This is a genomic window from Paenibacillus sp. FSL W8-0439 (genome assembly GCF_038008995.1).
GTDB classification, from domain to species: Bacteria; Bacillota; Bacilli; order Paenibacillales; family Paenibacillaceae; genus Paenibacillus; species Paenibacillus polymyxa.
In genome coordinates, this window is sequence record NZ_JBBPAK010000001.1 from 656,752 (window position 1) to 671,294 (window position 14,543).

Consider the following 14,543-nt stretch of genomic DNA (forward strand, 5'->3'; position numbering starts at 1 on the left):
ATATTCAATAAGCACATGTAGCTCATTTTAGGAACGTTCCAAGTTGAGGGAGGATACGGCTGGCAAGACGAAACGCTCTAGCAGTGTTCGTGGGTTTTTCCAACGGCTCACCTTGCTGTCTGCTGTAAATACCACGACTGCATTCGCTTCCGGTAGCAGATAAATTTGCTGTCCTCCATGTCCGTGTGCACACGCATAGTCAATGCCGTGGAGTCGTCCAGTCCACCATTGGAATCCGTAATCTCCGAATTCTGGATAGCCTTCAATTTGTCGCTGCGTCGCCTGATGGAGCCAATCGGCTGGAATCAATTCTCTTCCATTCCAGATGCCTTGATGAAGGCAGCAATCGCCGAATTTAGCCATGTCTCGCGACGTCAGATACAGTCCGATATGGCCCATGGTGTAACCCTCTGGATCTTGTGCCCAACCACTTCTCCCGAAACCTAGCGGTTCGAATAAATGCTGGAGCGCGTACGTATATGCGTCAATCCCACTGCAACGGGTCAGGAGCACGGACAGCAGATGTGAATCAACACTGCGATATTGGAATACCCCGATTTGATCCTCCTGTACAGGTAAGCGTAGGGTAAAGGACGGCCAGCTTTTGCTGCGATGAAGACGGTGGATAAAGGCTTCGCCGAGCTTTTTGCCCGTCTGCCAATACAAGCCGGATGTCATGGTTAACAGATGACGAATCGTAATCCGTTCTAGCAGTGTTTCCTTCCGCCGGGGCAAATACTCAGGCAAAAGCTTATGCACAGCCGTATCTGGTCCGGGCATATCCCCGCGTGCCATAGCCATACCGACGAGTGTGGAAGTGAAGCTTTTGGTCGCAGAACGCAAATCGTTCAGAGCGCTTGCTTCATGACCGTTGTAATAGCGCTCCCAGATCAGCTTGCCGTGGCGAAGCAGGAGAAAGCTGTGCATTTTCGGAAATTTAGCTCGGATTTCATGATCTGCCTGATCAAGTAGGGAGGCATCGATGCCTTCCTCTTCACAAGTTCCGAGGTTCAGCGCAGACAGACGGGCAACAGGTGCAGTGAACAGTGGAGCATAACGGCTCATCCCTTTCCCCCCTTTTTATGTTTATTTATTTTACCCCAAACACATACGCTCCAAAAGCCGATAAATAAGGTATACCTCTATGCAGCAGCTAATTGAGAACTCCAAATGCTATGAAGCGTAAAAGATAGGTAAAATCAATGTAAATTTACTGGAAAGCTGAAAGCTGTATCTGAATATGGTATAATGGGGTAGTGATTCAGCCAATAGAAAATCGGTTAATAATAGTGTCAGGTACATGCCTCGCGTAAGGCATTCCCGACCTAAGCTGCACTAGACATACTACTTCACTGCATAAGGACATCAATACTTTTCGGCATTCTCTTCAACGGAGCACTTATTTTCAACGTTTTGGGAGGGAGTTACATGGCAACGAAAGGTCACAATGAAGTTAAGGAAAGTCTGCGGGAAATGACTCGAATTTTCCGGCCTAAGGATCCCAAAAAATTTGTAAAGGAATATGTGCGAAAATACCGGATAACAGGAGGGTATGAGGAAGAGTTGACCATGGTGGTGGAAAACGAACTCGGCCGCATCAATTCTTCAGTATCTTAAAGGGTTCGCTTACCCGAACAACTAGAAACACGACTTTTATAAACCGTCTTTCCCTAGAGGAGACGGTTTTTTTGTGTCCGTCCTGCATACAATGGGATAGGTTTAGTGAATTTGTATGCTCAAAGGAGGCGGATTCCAATAGAAATAGCGATACGAACACCGGAGGAAATCGGCTACATCAGGGAGGCCGGGCGTATTTTGGCAGATTGCCATCGTGCGCTGGAAAGTCGTATTCTTCCGGGAATCACAACGCTTGAAATCGATGCTTGGGTGGAGCAATTTCTATGCAAGCGTGGAGCTACGCCTGAACAAAAGGGCTACAAGGGGTTCCCTTATGCGACCTGCGCTTCGGTCAATGAGGTGGTATGTCACGGCTTTCCCTCGGAGCGGGTGCTTCATGATGGGGATATTGTAACCATCGACATGGTGGTTAACAAGGACGGATGGCTAGCTGACCGGGGATGGACCTACGCAGTGGGTGACATCAGTCGTCCGGTAGCAAGGCTGTTGCGGCAGACCCATAAGGCGCTGATGCGCGGCATCGAGGTTGCCCGCCCCGGCCGGACATTAGGGGATATTGGGCATGCGGTCGAAAAAGCGGCAGGCTGGCGACGGTACGGTAACGTCAAATCTCTGATCGGGCATGGGATTGGCCGCCAAATACATGAACCGCCGGACGTTCTCCACTACGGTCGTGCTAGAACGGGATTGCCACTGCGCGAAGGGATGGTGATTACCATTGAGCCGGTATTTACCCTCGGACCCGAAGGCGCGGTGCTCTGGGGGGATGATGGTTGGACCATCAGCACAGCAGACGGCAGTTGGGGCGCTCAATATGAGCACACCATTGCGATTACAAAGAACGGTCCTTATATTTTGACCTCATAAAAGAGTATTGTGCCATAGGGAGTCCAATGTGCGGGTTGTGTGCATAAGACTCTCTTGGTAAGTTTTTTTAGGATGGCATATCCGCTTCACCAAACAATGAGCTACTTGTTATAGATCATAGATCGCGATTCGGATCGTCGGTATAATAGGAGGCATAATATTGGAAACTAGGAGTGGAACCCACATGATGATTAGGGAAGCGATGATATCAGATGCCGAAGACATCGCCAAGGTGCACGTAGACTGCTGGAGAACGACATACAAAGATATCATGCCTGCCGAGGTTCTGGAACGGCTCTCCTATGAGCAAAGAACAGAATTGTGGAATGCGAATCTATCTACTGAAGACGGTCATCTCGTATATGTGGCTGAAAATGAGAAGGGGGAAATGATCGGATTTGTGAGTGGAGGTCCAGAAAAGTCAGGGGAATATCCCCCGTACGGGGGAGAGATAACGGCTCTTTATGTTTTGAGTGAATACCATAGTTTAGGGCTCGGCAAGAGACTATTTCTGCGGTTGCTTCAACACTTTAATAGTATGGATATTCACTCTGTCATGGTGTGGGTGCTGGCAGATAATCCAGCGTGTACTTTTTACGAAAAGCTAGGGGCCAAGCCTGTAGTTGAACAGCATATTATTAATATGGGCGGCAAAAACCTGAACATGGTGGCTTATGGCTGGCTGCTATTCTGATAGAATACGCTTTTGTCCTTCCAAGGCGCGAATAGGCGCGATATTTTGCGTGAATTCCAGTGTTCCCAAATAGCGTCCTTCGGAATCACGAACGGCAAAATAACGGATGTAGACAAATTTGTCCTTGATTGGAATCCAAAAATCTTCAACATCCTTGCGTCCGGCCTTAAAATCTTCCAGCAGTTTCTCAACGACATGCACGCTTTGCGGCGGATGGCAATTTTGCACGGTACGACCAATGACGGCCTTAGTACGGGCAAAGATACGTTCTTTACCGTGAGAGAAATAGCGAACAACATCATTTTCATCGATAAAGGTCAGATCCACAGGCAGGTGATTCAACAGTAGCTCCAATTGTTGTACGGATACAATCCCTGTCTCGAATCGTATGAACCCTTGCGGAGTACCAGAAGTGGAAGTGTCTTCCGTTTGCTCAAGGGCTTCTACAGGTTCCTCTGCCCGTTCAGGTATCCATTCACGCTCAGGAGCGGTCAGGCAGAACCCGATTTCCTCGCTTTCCCGGGCTATTTTCAGCCATTCATCCTCGGTCAGCTTACTGAGTGCCATCGGCAGCAAAATATTCTCTTCCTTGAATATCATTTCATTCACTTCACTCATGATATGAGCAAGCGCCTTCCCAATCTGATCACGATCTCCGTTATATTCGGTAAGCAGCTTCTTCGCATCCTTGATTGCGGCGCGAATGCCGTCGTCCACCCCCCACATCACTTTGGTTGGACCAAAGATTCCATAGCGTTCTAGATAAGGAAATACTAGATTTTCTTTGCGGCTATAGTGTTTGTCGACATCCATCAGCAGACTTAAATCTTCAAGCAGCTTGTAAATAACCTTGGGGCTGTCGTCCTTTTGAAACTGCTCTGCATGGAGGGCCAGCTTAAAGTTGACCAGACGTTCGATCTCACGATTTTCCAGCTTGAAGGTGTGAACAGGATGTCCTGGTTGTTCCTCCGGTCCCGAAGGACGATGAATATCCTCAATAGAGCCCTTGAATATCGATGTATGAACGGAACAGAGACGTTGGACTTCCGACACCGGAATTCCCTCTTCGGTCATCAAGGCATGCTCCATCGCTGAAATTTCCGCCACGCTTACCCCACCAACAGCCTCTGCAAAACGCGCTTTAACTTCCTCCACGCTTTTCCCGGCATGTAGTTCTTTAATAATTTCCTTCAATGTTCGCTGACGCTCCGTTAATTCCTGTGCTGTATGTTCACGGTTGTTAATTAGCTCGCTCATGATCGTTAACCCCTTTATTTTTGAATGGTAAAACCATGTTGCATAAATGTCTGCTGCACAGTTTCCATACTTATTTTCTTCAACGCAATTCCTTTGGACAGTGTCATAAAACGTCCTGCGGTTTGGAGCATGCCGGGCTTGGCAATATCGTGAAAACCCAGTTCTACCATAATGTCCTTCACTTCAGGATAACGATTAACAAGGTTAAATATGGACTCATCCCAATGCAGTATTTTATCCATTTGTTCATCCCCTCAATTGAGAACGTTTTTCATTTACAGAGTAGCATAGGTCCAAACGAGCTATTGTGATTGTACGCACAATATTGTTCAGGTAGTTGACAACGGTAAATCTTGGTTTATATACTGTGTATAAAGATATATACAGTAATAACACTGAATACTGTGGTAACACCTTTGAAATGAAGAGCGAACGAAGTTGTTATTACACAAGCAGTGCAGAAGGGATCAGGATAAGAAAATGACAATCATGAAGCAGGCATGGATGATTACCCGTCAGGATTTTCGCAAGAATCCATATGCAGGACTATGGACGTTGCTGTTTATTGCGTATTTGGGATTTACCATGAGTTTTGCGGTAAGTGTGCAATGGGGTGAGCATGCAGCCTTGAGTCCAGTAGCTGATTTCATCATGCTGACGTTGATTCCGTTTTTAGGGTTCATTTATAACCGTCGAGCGTTCAAATATTTACAGGAAGATTCTTATACGCACATGCTAGCCTTTTTCCGCACCTTGCCTATACCGATGAAAGCGGTAATTATGAGTCGAATTCAACAGGCGGTGTTGGCGTTTGTTGCGAATAGTGTGATATTTTTTGCTCTTTTGTTTACATTGTCAGGTACGCTTCGGATATATGCCAGCACAGGATTCTTTGTATCGTTTGCTCTGACCTGGATAGGCTACGGAATGCTCATTCAAGCCATTTATATTCACTTGGAATTTTTGAAAAGAGGAAAAGAGTACTTCTGGCTATCTATTGTGATCATGCTAATGTGTGGGATGGTTACGATTATAGCTCGAGTATGCGGGGCCAACCTGGTATCGATAACGGCTTCTTATAGTAAGGAATGGTTGCTGTTGTCCCCGGTGATGTGGGGAGCATTGTTAGCAGGAGTTCTGGCTATGTCAGTGTCCTATCGGGTGACACAGCGTAAGCTCATGAAACGGAACTTAACTTAGTAGTATGTGTACAAAAATAACTAAAAAGGGGGGGAAAGCAGGTGAATATTCCAGTGCAAATTGATGAGAATAGCGCGGAACCGCTGTATGCGCAGATTGAAAAGCAGCTTCGTTCACTCATTGTAACCGGACAGATTGCAGCGGGAACGCTGCTTCCCTCCATTCGTGAGTTTGCGGGGACGCTTCGTTGCAGTGTAATCACCGTCCGGCGAGTCTATCAGGATTTGGAGAACGAAGGCTTGCTTCGTACCCGGCAAGGAACGGGCACCTTCGTAGCTCTGGTCGAGGATGATATGCGCTCAGGTTACCGTCTTAAAGCGGTGACTGAGGCATTGGAAACGGCGATTGCTACAGGCATCGCTGTACAGATGAAAGAGCGGGAATTATTGGATCTTTTTGCAGAAATGGTGAAAAGAAGGTATGAAGTCCAGGTGAGGGAGTGACAGCCGTGAATAATCATGTGGGAGTTCCTACGGAAATACAGATGAAAGCACCAATTATTGAGATGAGCCAGGTCTATAAAACCCGAGGTGACCGGAAAATTGGACCGATTAATTTAACGGTTGAACCAGGATATGTGGTCGCTTTGGCTGGACATAACGGATCAGGGAAAAGCACATTGATTCATTTGCTGACTCAGCTTGTTCATCCGGATTCCGGTGAGATTCGTTGGTTCGGTCAAGCATACCCCGACGGCATGCCGGCAGATACACGACAATGGGTTGGGTATATACCGGAGCAGCCGGTTCGCGAGGAGGATCGACTAACTGCAGAAGCAGCAGCAGCTTTTCGAGCATTGTGGTATCCCGGCTGGGATGAAACACGTTTTCAGCGTCTAATGGACCGCTTTCAGGTTCCAGCACATACGAAATTATCGAGTATGTCCAAGGGACAGCGCCGGAAATTCGAACTGGCTGCTGCCTTGGCGCCGCACCCCCGTGTGTTGCTACTGGATGAGCCTTCATCGGGTCTAGACCCCTTTGCCTGGAAGATCATGCTGGAGGAACTGCGGGATTGTATGAAGAACGGTAAAACGACGATCATTATTGCTACCCATATCATGGACGAGATCAAGCGTTTGGCGGATTATATTGTCTTGATGCACGATGGCAGGCTGCTTGGCAAGCTGGAAAAAGACCATCTGCTCGAAAATGGCAAGGAAATGTGGTTTGAAGGTACACCAGAGGAGGCATCGGAGCTTCCGGGAGTTGTAGAGACGGAGAGTGATGGGAATTTACAGCGAATTATAACGCTGGCAGCTGGAGAGACCAGTGCCATATTGGAACAAGCGGGTATTCGCCCCATCCGTGTGCGCCGTCTGGAGCTGGATGATATTTTAGTACATTGGTCTGCGGGACAACTATCGACGGATACAGAGACATTCATGAAGAAGGAAGGGGTAAAACAATCATGAGCATGCTGCAATTGGAAAAGGTCGTGAAGCAATATGGGAATCATACGGCGGTAAACGGAATATCCCTGAATGTGAACGGCGGGGAGATTTATGGACTGCTGGGAGGCAATGGAGCAGGCAAAACGACAACGATGCGCATGGTGCTCGGCCTGATTTACCCTGACGGGGGAAGCATTCAATATGAAGGCAAGCCCTACAGCAAGGAGCTTCAGCGGACAATGGGCTATTTGCCCGAGGAGCGTGGACTGTACCCCAAGGTGAAGGTGAGCGAGCAGATTAATTACTTGGGCAGGCTGCGGGGAATGTCGGCCAAGGAGGCAGACAAAAGTCTACGCTACTGGCTAGAGCGCTTTGGAGTGCCGGAATATTACGACAAGCGGATTGAGGAGCTATCCAAGGGAAATCAGCAAAAAATGGGCTTTATTGCGGCTGTTGTGCATCGTCCGACGCTGCTCATTTTGGATGAGGCCTTCAGTGGGCTGGACCCGGTGAACGTCGAATTGCTCAAGGATACGGTGAAGGAACTACGGGATGAGGGTGCTGCGATTTTATTTTCAACCCACCGTATGGAGCATGTAGAGGAACTGTGCCGACATATTACGATTTTGCACCGCTCGAATACCGTAGTGCAGGGAAGTGTGCAAGAGATTAAGGGCCGTTACCCACGTGAAAAAGTTCGCCTCATCACTACAGGTGAAGTGAACGGACTGGAACAGCTGCCGGGCGTACGCCGTGTAGAGCATATGGATCGTGGCTGGATGCTGCATATTGAGCAGCCGGATGCGGCGAAGTTAATTTTGCAAACAGCGTTGGGACAAACGGATGTGGAGCATTTTGAGATCAAGGAACCTACGCTCAACGAAATTTTCATAAGAGAGGTGGGGGATTCCCATGAATAGACTGGGTACGGTGATCGGGTTTACGTTTCGTCAGAAGGCGAGGACCAAATCCTTTATCATTACGACACTGGTATTGGCCTTGCTCATTACGCTGGGCATGAATCTGCCGTATTTGATTTCTTTGTTTAAAGGAGAAGGGGCCGGAGGTTCCGGCACAACTGCAGCCGCACATCAACGCTTGGGTCTGATTGCCGGGAATCAGACAGAAGTGGCAAATCAGCTGGAGCGATTTACTAAGGAGCAGTCCAATCCGGCAGCCATCTGGGTACGTTATGACAGCGTACAAGCGCCGGCAATGCAGCAAGCCTTGAACAACGGAAAGCTGCAAGGTTACGTGCAGTTCACGGAGCCTGCCGCCAAGGGAGACACGTTTCCTAAAGTGGAATACGTCTCTGTAGAAAAAGAGCCATCTCCGGCTGTCATTACATTGGTGCAAACGGGACTTCAGGAAGCAAAGGTCAAGGCTATTATGGGTGACAAGTCGCTGACCAGCGACCAAATACGTGAAATTAGTACACCTGTATTGGTGGATAGCAGGAAAGTAGACAGTCCGTCTGAGGCAGGGGGAGCTGCGGGGAAAGAGGAAAAAGCGACCTCCATGATTAACTATGGTTTGGTCTATGTATTGATGATATTATTCTTCACTTCTTCCATGATGACGGGGAATATGATCGCTGCAGAGGTAACATCGGAAAAAAGCTCACGGATCATGGAGATTCTCATCACAAGCGTGTCGCCGTTGACCCAAATGTTTGGGAAGATTATTGGCATCTTCCTGGTAGGTCTGCTGCAAATTGCCGTTTTCGCAGCTGTTATGTGCGCCAACCTCATGCTGCCGCATAATAATGTCATTCTTAGCTCGGTCGGACTGAATTTGTCTCAACTGAATATTGCGGTGCTCGGCTATGGTCTCATATTTTACATTCTCGGCTACTTTCTGTACGCGGTATTGTTCGCCGCGGTGGGCTCCATTGTTAGCCGTACTGAAGAGTTGGGGCAGGCAATCATGCCGATTACCGTGCTGTCACTCGCAGCCTTTTACATCGGGATCTTCAATATTGCCGCACCTGATACGATTTTCATTAAGGTGGCCGGATACATTCCGTTCTTTTCTCCGACCGTCATGCTGCTACGCATCGGACTGGAACGGGCGAGTCTGCTGGAAATTTGGCTGTCACTAGCCATTCTAGTTGCTTCCATCCTATTATTTGGCTGGCTGGCCGCCAAGATCTACCGTACGGGTGTCTTAATGTATGGCAAACGACCTTCGTTCAAAGAGCTAAGAAAAGCGATGAAGGCTTACAAGATTTAATAAATGTAGGAGAACATTGTGAGTAACCATTATAGTTGAGACAAATGTATTAATAAATGAGATTTTTTCAATATATGTTTGAGACAAAGTGAGAGCCTTGATTCATCAGAAGTACCGATGGATCAAGGCTTTTCTGCTTTATATTGTGATGATTAATAATTGTTGATGTTTTGAGAGGAGAAGTTAGACTTATCATTAAATAAATCAATAAAGCTTATGACTGAGACAAGATTCCTTTAACAAACAATGAGACACTGTGCTTGTAGAACTCTTCCTCGGTGACGAGTTGGGACTGATATTGCCGGTGAATCAGCTCGCTCATCTGAAATCCGTAGCACATCGAGAGGAAAGTCATGGCGGCAAGACGCTCATCCTGTCTGGCTATAACTTTTTTCTTCTGCAGGCGTTCAAAATATTCAACTAGCAAGGAGTGCAGCTTCACCGGCGGATCGGCCAGCACTCTGTCCAATTCGGGAAGCATTCCTTTGTCACGGATGCCAATCAAAATGATGTCCGCATTTTTATGGAAAAACAAGCGGTACTGCTGACTTACATTCAGCAGATCTACTTCCGGATTATCGGTCGCATCCTCTTTTAACAGCTTCTCAAATTGCGGGATATCCGAATGTCTTTCAATAATGGCTTCCAATATGCCTTGCTTGCTTCCAAATTGCCGGAAAATCGTAGATTCATTGACTTTAGCTTCCGTTGCAATGGCTTTGGTGCTTACTCCCCGATAGCCCTTCTTTTTGATGAGCCGTGTCGCGGCTTCAATGATTCTGTCTGAAGTTTGCATTGCATTTCTCCTTTTACATATGTTAAACCTATTCTACTACAAGATTTTGCATATGCAGCAGGGGCGGGGTTCATCATTTTCATAAACGTTTATTTAAGGCAAATCGCTTCTTTTTTCCCAGCGGCTTGGTTCAGTAATTTTGACATGATCAGGCACCAATTGCGTGAGCGAGCCTAATTTATCAAATGTAATCTGGATTCGGTCAGAGGGCAACAGCCATTGTTCGGTCTCGATTGCGCAGCAATCCGGTATCGTCCCCATTCCTATAATCGTGCCCGGGAGCGGCGTGAAAACTTTGAGAATCTCCTCCATCACTTTTGCAGGGTGTACAGAATACTCGGATGTGCTTCCCTTCCAGTGCAGTCTCTCCCCGATCCGTACATCCACATCCAGTGCCAGCGGGTTGCCGATTTCATCCGGCGTAGCCAGAAATGGTCCTATTCCTTTGCTGCGATCAAAATCTTTGCAGCGCGTCGGTCCAGTCAGCGCCAGGAAATCAGGCCACTGCACATCGCGAACAGTACTGTCGTTAAAAATAACATAACCTGCAATGCAGTTCCCCTTCCCTGTAACAAAGGCCAGCTCCGGCTCGATATCCAGGTAGGAAGAGTACGAAGGCCAATGTATCGTATCCCCATCGCCAATTAATGCATTATGGTTACACTTGTAATAACTGAAAATTACTTTATTCGGATCTTGCTGGAATTTTTCAGCGATTTTTCGTTTAAGTTCTACTCTTTCCGGTCCTGTGTATTCTCTTTGCAGCAGATTTACGCCAGCATTTCTCAGATGTCTTGGCGTCAGCCCGAAATCGATAAGCGCAGCCGGATGTGGAACCGGCGGCAGCAATTTTACCGCTGCAATCGGGCAGACTTCATTTTCATTGAATTGATGCGACAGTTCGACAGCATATTGCATCAATTCCTTAGCGGCATCATAACTTGCCGGCAAATAATGAAGATAGCTGTCCATACTTTCAAGACTGTCAACGAATGTTCCCTGCTTTTTCATGATTGCGGCAAAAGACACGACAAATTTCTCGTTAATTACAAGCCCAAATAAAGGTTCCTGAGATGTCTTGGTTTGAAAGGTTACTAGCTTCATGTTGCAGCGCCACCATCCATGTTGTTTGATGTTGTTCTGTTACTATCATATTGCATAACATAAATGCATGCAAGTGCTTGCTTGCATTTATGTTTTCGATTCTCTATATTAAAGACATAATCAGTGTGCTTTACCCCAAAAACATATACGCAAAGGAGAATTTCCATGAAGTATGGACGTATTATCCAAAAACCTCGCGTTAAATTTTTTGAAGTCGCAAATGGCGTCTTTGCCGGTATTTCGCCGTATCGCGGCATCAGTTGGGCCAATGCCGGGTTCATCAACAAGGGCGGAGGGCTGGTGTATGACACGTTCTTCGATTTGTTCCATGCGCGGGAAATGCGGGAGGCTTTTAAGGAAGTAAGCAACGGCGGCTCTCCCGCATATGTGGTGAATTCGCACTATAACAGTGACCATGCCTGGGGAAACAAAGTGTTTGAAGATGCTTGCATTATTATGCACAAGGAAGCGTCCAGAGAGCGTCTCACCGAAAATATCGCCTGGATGGATAGCGTCATCAGAAGAGGAAAGAATTCTCCGGAATCGACTTCGGGCGAGCGGTTTTTTGCAGCGGAATTTGAAGGATTCGACCTAGAAGGCGTAGAATGGGTGCTCCCGAATATTGAGATAAAGGACGATATCAACATCCGTCTTGGCAATATGGAAGTTATGATTTACAACGTAGCTCCGGCCCACTCTGACAGTGACTTGCTGCTGTGGATGCCAAAAGAAAAGGTGCTGTTCGCCGGCGATGTCGTGTTTAACGGTTGTACGGCATACAGCGAAGAGGGAACCCTCAATTGGGTTAAAGTGCTTGATCGCATTATTGATGAAATTAAACCCGAAATCGTTGTTCCAGGACATGGCGCCATCTGCGGCCTGGACTTCGTGAAGGAGCAAAGAGACTACCTCCTGAACCTGATTAGCGAGTTTAACAAGCATTACAATGACGAAATTGATACCTTGTCCCTGACCAAGCAAATTGATATTTCCCGCTTCCTTCATTGGATTCAGCCAGAACGGTTGTATGTTACAGTGGATATCCTATTGAAAAGCAAACGAGGGTTACCACCCCTTCCAATTTGGAACGAGGTGCCTGCTAAGCTGGAAGACATGAAAGCTTTTTTGGCCGGAAAATATGGCGATCAGATCAAGCCATGGGACCCTATGAGTGTTTGGCAAGAATAGCAAGTTGAAGCTAGCGTACGAAAAACAAAAAACGGCCTTGTCGCAAACGATGCGAACAGCGGCCGTTTTTTTTATTGTTCCACGGAATTTAAATCGGCGTTTAGAACCGATTATAAAGAAATGGAGATGGACTTATGACTAACTTAACTTTCGCAGCTCAATCATGGGAGAAAAAACAGAGAGTGGTAAGTCAAGGCAGTGTCTGAGCTTGGAAGTTTTCCACCCATTCGGATACGGGTCCCGGATTCGCCGCAGTACACACCGCAGCAGCCGAAGAGTAAGGAGCAGTTTATAGAAGGACTTCGTGGTGTAGTGGAACGGATGAAACGTACTGAAATCACCTTGCGTCAGGCACCCGGATTTGAATAAAATCCTTCATCCCGGTTTCGATGCATTTAATGTTACAGAGTGGCTTTTACTAGTTAAAATGCAATACAGCATCATCTATTGCAGCTAGGGCGTTTGTAACATTTTTTAGAAAATAACGATGTATAAATTGCCAAGTAGAAGTGATGTAACAATGTTAAATGTAAATAAACAGCACCAAAGTCGCGGCTGGAATGGCGTTGTATCTGCTTTGAATGTTCTATATGTTGGGTTCGCGCAGCTCTGTCATGGCCAAGCCCCGCCCGAAGTGATTCTTCTAAATTCATATTTTTTAAAAGAAAGCAATTCTAAAACCACGATAACATTGTCCCGCTGAAAGTCGCTATTTTAAGTTGAAATTAAACATTGAAAAAGCTTGTCGCTGGCAAGCTTTTTTTGATGTCTTTGAGCTAATAAAGATAATATGAAACCTATACAAGGTAGATGTATACTTATCCATTACAGTAATGAGGATATTCTCATTAATTATGATTTTTATGGCTTACATGAGTTGGATAGCGATAATTTTCTCACCAATTATGACACCGCACATTGTGAGTAACCATTATAGTTGAGACAAAGTAGGGACCTTGATTCGTCAGAAGCACTGATGAATCAAGGTCTTCCTACTTTATATGGTGATGAATAATAAAACAGCAATTTAGTTTAACCCCGGAAACAATTATGGCGAACAAGTGTTCTTTACATATATTATGTATGAGTATATAATCAAAACGAAACGGAAACGGAGATCTGGTGTGCTAGATAAAGCAATGTAGATTTTTCTTTAGTATAAGCACATTATAAATATATCAATTGGAGGAGTCTGTATGCCATATTGTAAAGTCAAGAATGCCAATATATATTACGAGGAAATTGGTACAGGCAAACCGATTATAATGATCCATGGTTTTACACCAGACCATCGGTTAATGAGTGGGTGTATGGAACCGATATTTGAAGATATCCCCGGTTGGCGTCGTATCTATCTTGATTTGCCTGGAATGGGACAAACAATGGATTACGATCAAATATGTAATTCAAATGATATGCTAGAAGCAGTTATAAATTTTATTGAAACTCTTGTCCCAAACCAAGATTATCTCATAGCAGGCGAATCATACGGTGGTTATATTACAAGAGGAATAATTAATAGACATAAAGATCGTATTGGTGGAGCTGCACTGATTTGTCCATTAATTGTTCCTGAACACAAAAGAAGAATACTTCCCGAGCATTTTGTTGTTCATCGTGATCGCGAGTTTATGGGCACCTTAAGTGAAGAGCAAATAAGTGATTTTAGCGCAAATCAAGTCGTTCTCGATGAATATAATTGGAAGAGGTATTCAGAAGAGATCGTGGCAGGTTGTAAGATCGCTGACTACGATTTTCTTAGCAAGATTCAAAGAAACTATGGATTATCCACCAATATAGATGAATTAGTATTCGATAAACCAACAGTATTTACTCTTGGACGACAAGATGCAGTCGTTGGTTACATAGACGCTTTTAAAATTTTAGACAATTACCCTAGAGCAACCTTTGCCGTTCTAGATCGAGCAGGCCATAATCTTCAAATTGAACAGGCTCTATTATTTGAGTCACTTATTCGTGAGTGGCTTGAAAGAGTAACAGAGTTTGGATTTTAGTTGTATATGAATCCATTGAACTAACGGGCAGGGAATTAATCTGTACTTTATTCAGAAAGCTCTGAAGCGTAAGCTACTGATCTTGGAGCTGGAATCGTTCGAATCTCAACTGGACATCTACTGAAGAATAAAGGCTATGCCGTCGTACGTAAATAAATA

The 14,543-nt window shown here is 45.8% G+C and carries 16 protein-coding genes; 11 read left to right on the plus strand and 5 right to left on the minus strand.

The genetic code is table 11. The features are described 5' to 3' along the window. Positions 1-27 precede the first annotated feature (27 nt). Positions 28-1,065: a serine hydrolase domain-containing protein gene (locus MKX36_RS02965; protein ID WP_090891020.1), complete on the minus strand. Its 1,038-nt coding sequence runs from the start codon at positions 1,063-1,065 to the stop codon at positions 28-30. Positions 1,066-1,428: 363 nt separating this feature from the next. On the opposite strand from MKX36_RS02965, the gene MKX36_RS02970 reads away from it, so the two are divergent. The 3 genes from MKX36_RS02970 (at position 1,429) to MKX36_RS02980 (ending at position 3,199) form a co-directional block, all read left to right on the plus strand. After that, the gene (locus MKX36_RS02970; protein ID WP_007428354.1) at positions 1,429-1,617 is read left to right on the plus strand and encodes a hypothetical protein; all 189 of its coding nucleotides are present in this window, start codon (positions 1,429-1,431) and stop codon (positions 1,615-1,617) included. Between the two features lie 105 nt (positions 1,618-1,722). After that, entirely contained in the window at positions 1,723-2,505 is a 783-nt protein-coding gene (map, locus tag MKX36_RS02975; protein ID WP_016819542.1) for a type I methionyl aminopeptidase, read from the plus strand. A 184-nt stretch (positions 2,506-2,689) separates the two neighbouring features. Further along, the gene (locus MKX36_RS02980) at positions 2,690-3,199 is read left to right on the plus strand and encodes a GNAT family N-acetyltransferase (RefSeq protein WP_017428004.1); all 510 of its coding nucleotides are present in this window, start codon (positions 2,690-2,692) and stop codon (positions 3,197-3,199) included. Here MKX36_RS02980 and MKX36_RS02985 read toward each other — a convergent pair. Both MKX36_RS02985 and MKX36_RS02990 read right to left on the minus strand, forming a co-directional pair. Continuing rightward, positions 3,191-4,456 (minus strand): DUF438 domain-containing protein, encoded by a 1,266-nt coding sequence (locus MKX36_RS02985; RefSeq protein WP_019686048.1) that lies wholly within the window; start codon positions 4,454-4,456, stop codon positions 3,191-3,193. The genes MKX36_RS02980 and MKX36_RS02985 overlap by 9 nt on opposite strands. Before the next feature lie 14 nt (positions 4,457-4,470). Further along, entirely contained in the window at positions 4,471-4,698 is a 228-nt protein-coding gene (locus MKX36_RS02990) for a DUF1858 domain-containing protein (protein WP_017428003.1), read from the minus strand. 238 nt (positions 4,699-4,936) lie between these two features. Here MKX36_RS02990 and MKX36_RS02995 point away from each other — a divergent pair, with 238 nt between their 5' ends. The 5 genes from MKX36_RS02995 to MKX36_RS03015 are packed head-to-tail and all read left to right on the plus strand — an operon-like array spanning position 4,937 to position 9,281. Then, positions 4,937-5,656 (plus strand): hypothetical protein, encoded by a 720-nt coding sequence (locus MKX36_RS02995; RefSeq protein ID WP_016819546.1) that lies wholly within the window; start codon positions 4,937-4,939, stop codon positions 5,654-5,656. A 41-nt stretch (positions 5,657-5,697) separates the two neighbouring features. After that, entirely contained in the window at positions 5,698-6,099 is a 402-nt protein-coding gene (locus MKX36_RS03000) for a GntR family transcriptional regulator (protein ID WP_340864188.1), read from the plus strand. A gap of 5 nt (positions 6,100-6,104) precedes the next feature. Next, positions 6,105-7,070: an ABC transporter ATP-binding protein gene (locus tag MKX36_RS03005; RefSeq protein ID WP_019686051.1), complete on the plus strand. Its 966-nt coding sequence runs from the start codon at positions 6,105-6,107 to the stop codon at positions 7,068-7,070. Continuing rightward, positions 7,067-7,969 carry an ABC transporter ATP-binding protein gene (locus tag MKX36_RS03010; RefSeq protein ID WP_017428000.1) on the plus strand — a complete coding sequence of 301 codons (903 nt, stop codon included), beginning with the start codon at positions 7,067-7,069 and terminating at the stop codon, positions 7,967-7,969. The genes MKX36_RS03005 and MKX36_RS03010 overlap by 4 nt, the downstream gene beginning before the upstream one ends. Beyond that, positions 7,962-9,281 carry an ABC transporter permease gene (locus tag MKX36_RS03015; RefSeq protein WP_340864189.1) on the plus strand — a complete coding sequence of 440 codons (1,320 nt, stop codon included), beginning with the start codon at positions 7,962-7,964 and terminating at the stop codon, positions 9,279-9,281. Before MKX36_RS03010 ends, MKX36_RS03015 begins: the two co-directional genes overlap by 8 nt. A gap of 214 nt (positions 9,282-9,495) precedes the next feature. Here the strand turns inward: MKX36_RS03015 and MKX36_RS03020 are convergent, their stop codons facing one another. Continuing rightward, positions 9,496-10,077 carry a TetR/AcrR family transcriptional regulator gene (locus MKX36_RS03020; protein WP_013369248.1) on the minus strand — a complete coding sequence of 194 codons (582 nt, stop codon included), beginning with the start codon at positions 10,075-10,077 and terminating at the stop codon, positions 9,496-9,498. A 93-nt stretch (positions 10,078-10,170) separates the two neighbouring features. Then, entirely contained in the window at positions 10,171-11,181 is a 1,011-nt protein-coding gene (locus tag MKX36_RS03025; protein ID WP_340864190.1) for a fumarylacetoacetate hydrolase family protein, read from the minus strand. A 165-nt stretch (positions 11,182-11,346) separates the two neighbouring features. On the opposite strand from MKX36_RS03025, the gene MKX36_RS03030 reads away from it, so the two are divergent. The 3 genes from MKX36_RS03030 to MKX36_RS03040 all read left to right on the plus strand — a co-directional run bounded on the left by MKX36_RS03030 (position 11,347) and on the right by MKX36_RS03040 (position 14,384). Further along, complete coding sequence (locus MKX36_RS03030; RefSeq protein WP_340864191.1) at positions 11,347-12,369, plus strand: MBL fold metallo-hydrolase; 1,023 nt, start codon at positions 11,347-11,349, stop codon at positions 12,367-12,369. 198 nt (positions 12,370-12,567) lie between these two features. Next, the gene (locus tag MKX36_RS03035; protein ID WP_155399775.1) at positions 12,568-12,738 is read left to right on the plus strand and encodes a hypothetical protein; all 171 of its coding nucleotides are present in this window, start codon (positions 12,568-12,570) and stop codon (positions 12,736-12,738) included. A gap of 827 nt (positions 12,739-13,565) precedes the next feature. Next, complete coding sequence (locus MKX36_RS03040) at positions 13,566-14,384, plus strand: alpha/beta fold hydrolase (RefSeq protein WP_340864192.1); 819 nt, start codon at positions 13,566-13,568, stop codon at positions 14,382-14,384. Positions 14,385-14,543: the final 159 nt, after the last annotated feature.

Excerpts from the sequence above, each read along its gene's own strand:
- MKX36_RS02965 (WP_090891020.1), bottom strand. The coding sequence starts at position 1,065 with ATGAGCCGTTATGCTCCACTGTTCACTGCACCTGTTGCCCGTCTGTCT.
- MKX36_RS02970 (WP_007428354.1), top strand. The coding sequence starts at position 1,429 with ATGGCAACGAAAGGTCACAATGAAGTTAAGGAAAGTCTGCGGGAAATG.
- MKX36_RS02980 (WP_017428004.1), top strand. The coding sequence starts at position 2,690 with ATGATGATTAGGGAAGCGATGATATCAGATGCCGAAGACATCGCCAAG.
- MKX36_RS02985 (WP_019686048.1), bottom strand. The coding sequence starts at position 4,456 with ATGAGCGAGCTAATTAACAACCGTGAACATACAGCACAGGAATTAACG.
- MKX36_RS02990 (WP_017428003.1), bottom strand. The coding sequence starts at position 4,698 with ATGGATAAAATACTGCATTGGGATGAGTCCATATTTAACCTTGTTAAT.
- MKX36_RS02995 (WP_016819546.1), top strand. The coding sequence starts at position 4,937 with ATGACAATCATGAAGCAGGCATGGATGATTACCCGTCAGGATTTTCGC.
- MKX36_RS03010 (WP_017428000.1), top strand. The coding sequence starts at position 7,067 with ATGAGCATGCTGCAATTGGAAAAGGTCGTGAAGCAATATGGGAATCAT.
- MKX36_RS03015 (WP_340864189.1), top strand. The coding sequence starts at position 7,962 with ATGAATAGACTGGGTACGGTGATCGGGTTTACGTTTCGTCAGAAGGCG.
- MKX36_RS03020 (WP_013369248.1), bottom strand. The coding sequence starts at position 10,077 with ATGCAAACTTCAGACAGAATCATTGAAGCCGCGACACGGCTCATCAAA.
- MKX36_RS03025 (WP_340864190.1), bottom strand. The coding sequence starts at position 11,181 with ATGAAGCTAGTAACCTTTCAAACCAAGACATCTCAGGAACCTTTATTT.
- MKX36_RS03030 (WP_340864191.1), top strand. The coding sequence starts at position 11,347 with ATGAAGTATGGACGTATTATCCAAAAACCTCGCGTTAAATTTTTTGAA.
- MKX36_RS03040 (WP_340864192.1), top strand. The coding sequence starts at position 13,566 with ATGCCATATTGTAAAGTCAAGAATGCCAATATATATTACGAGGAAATT.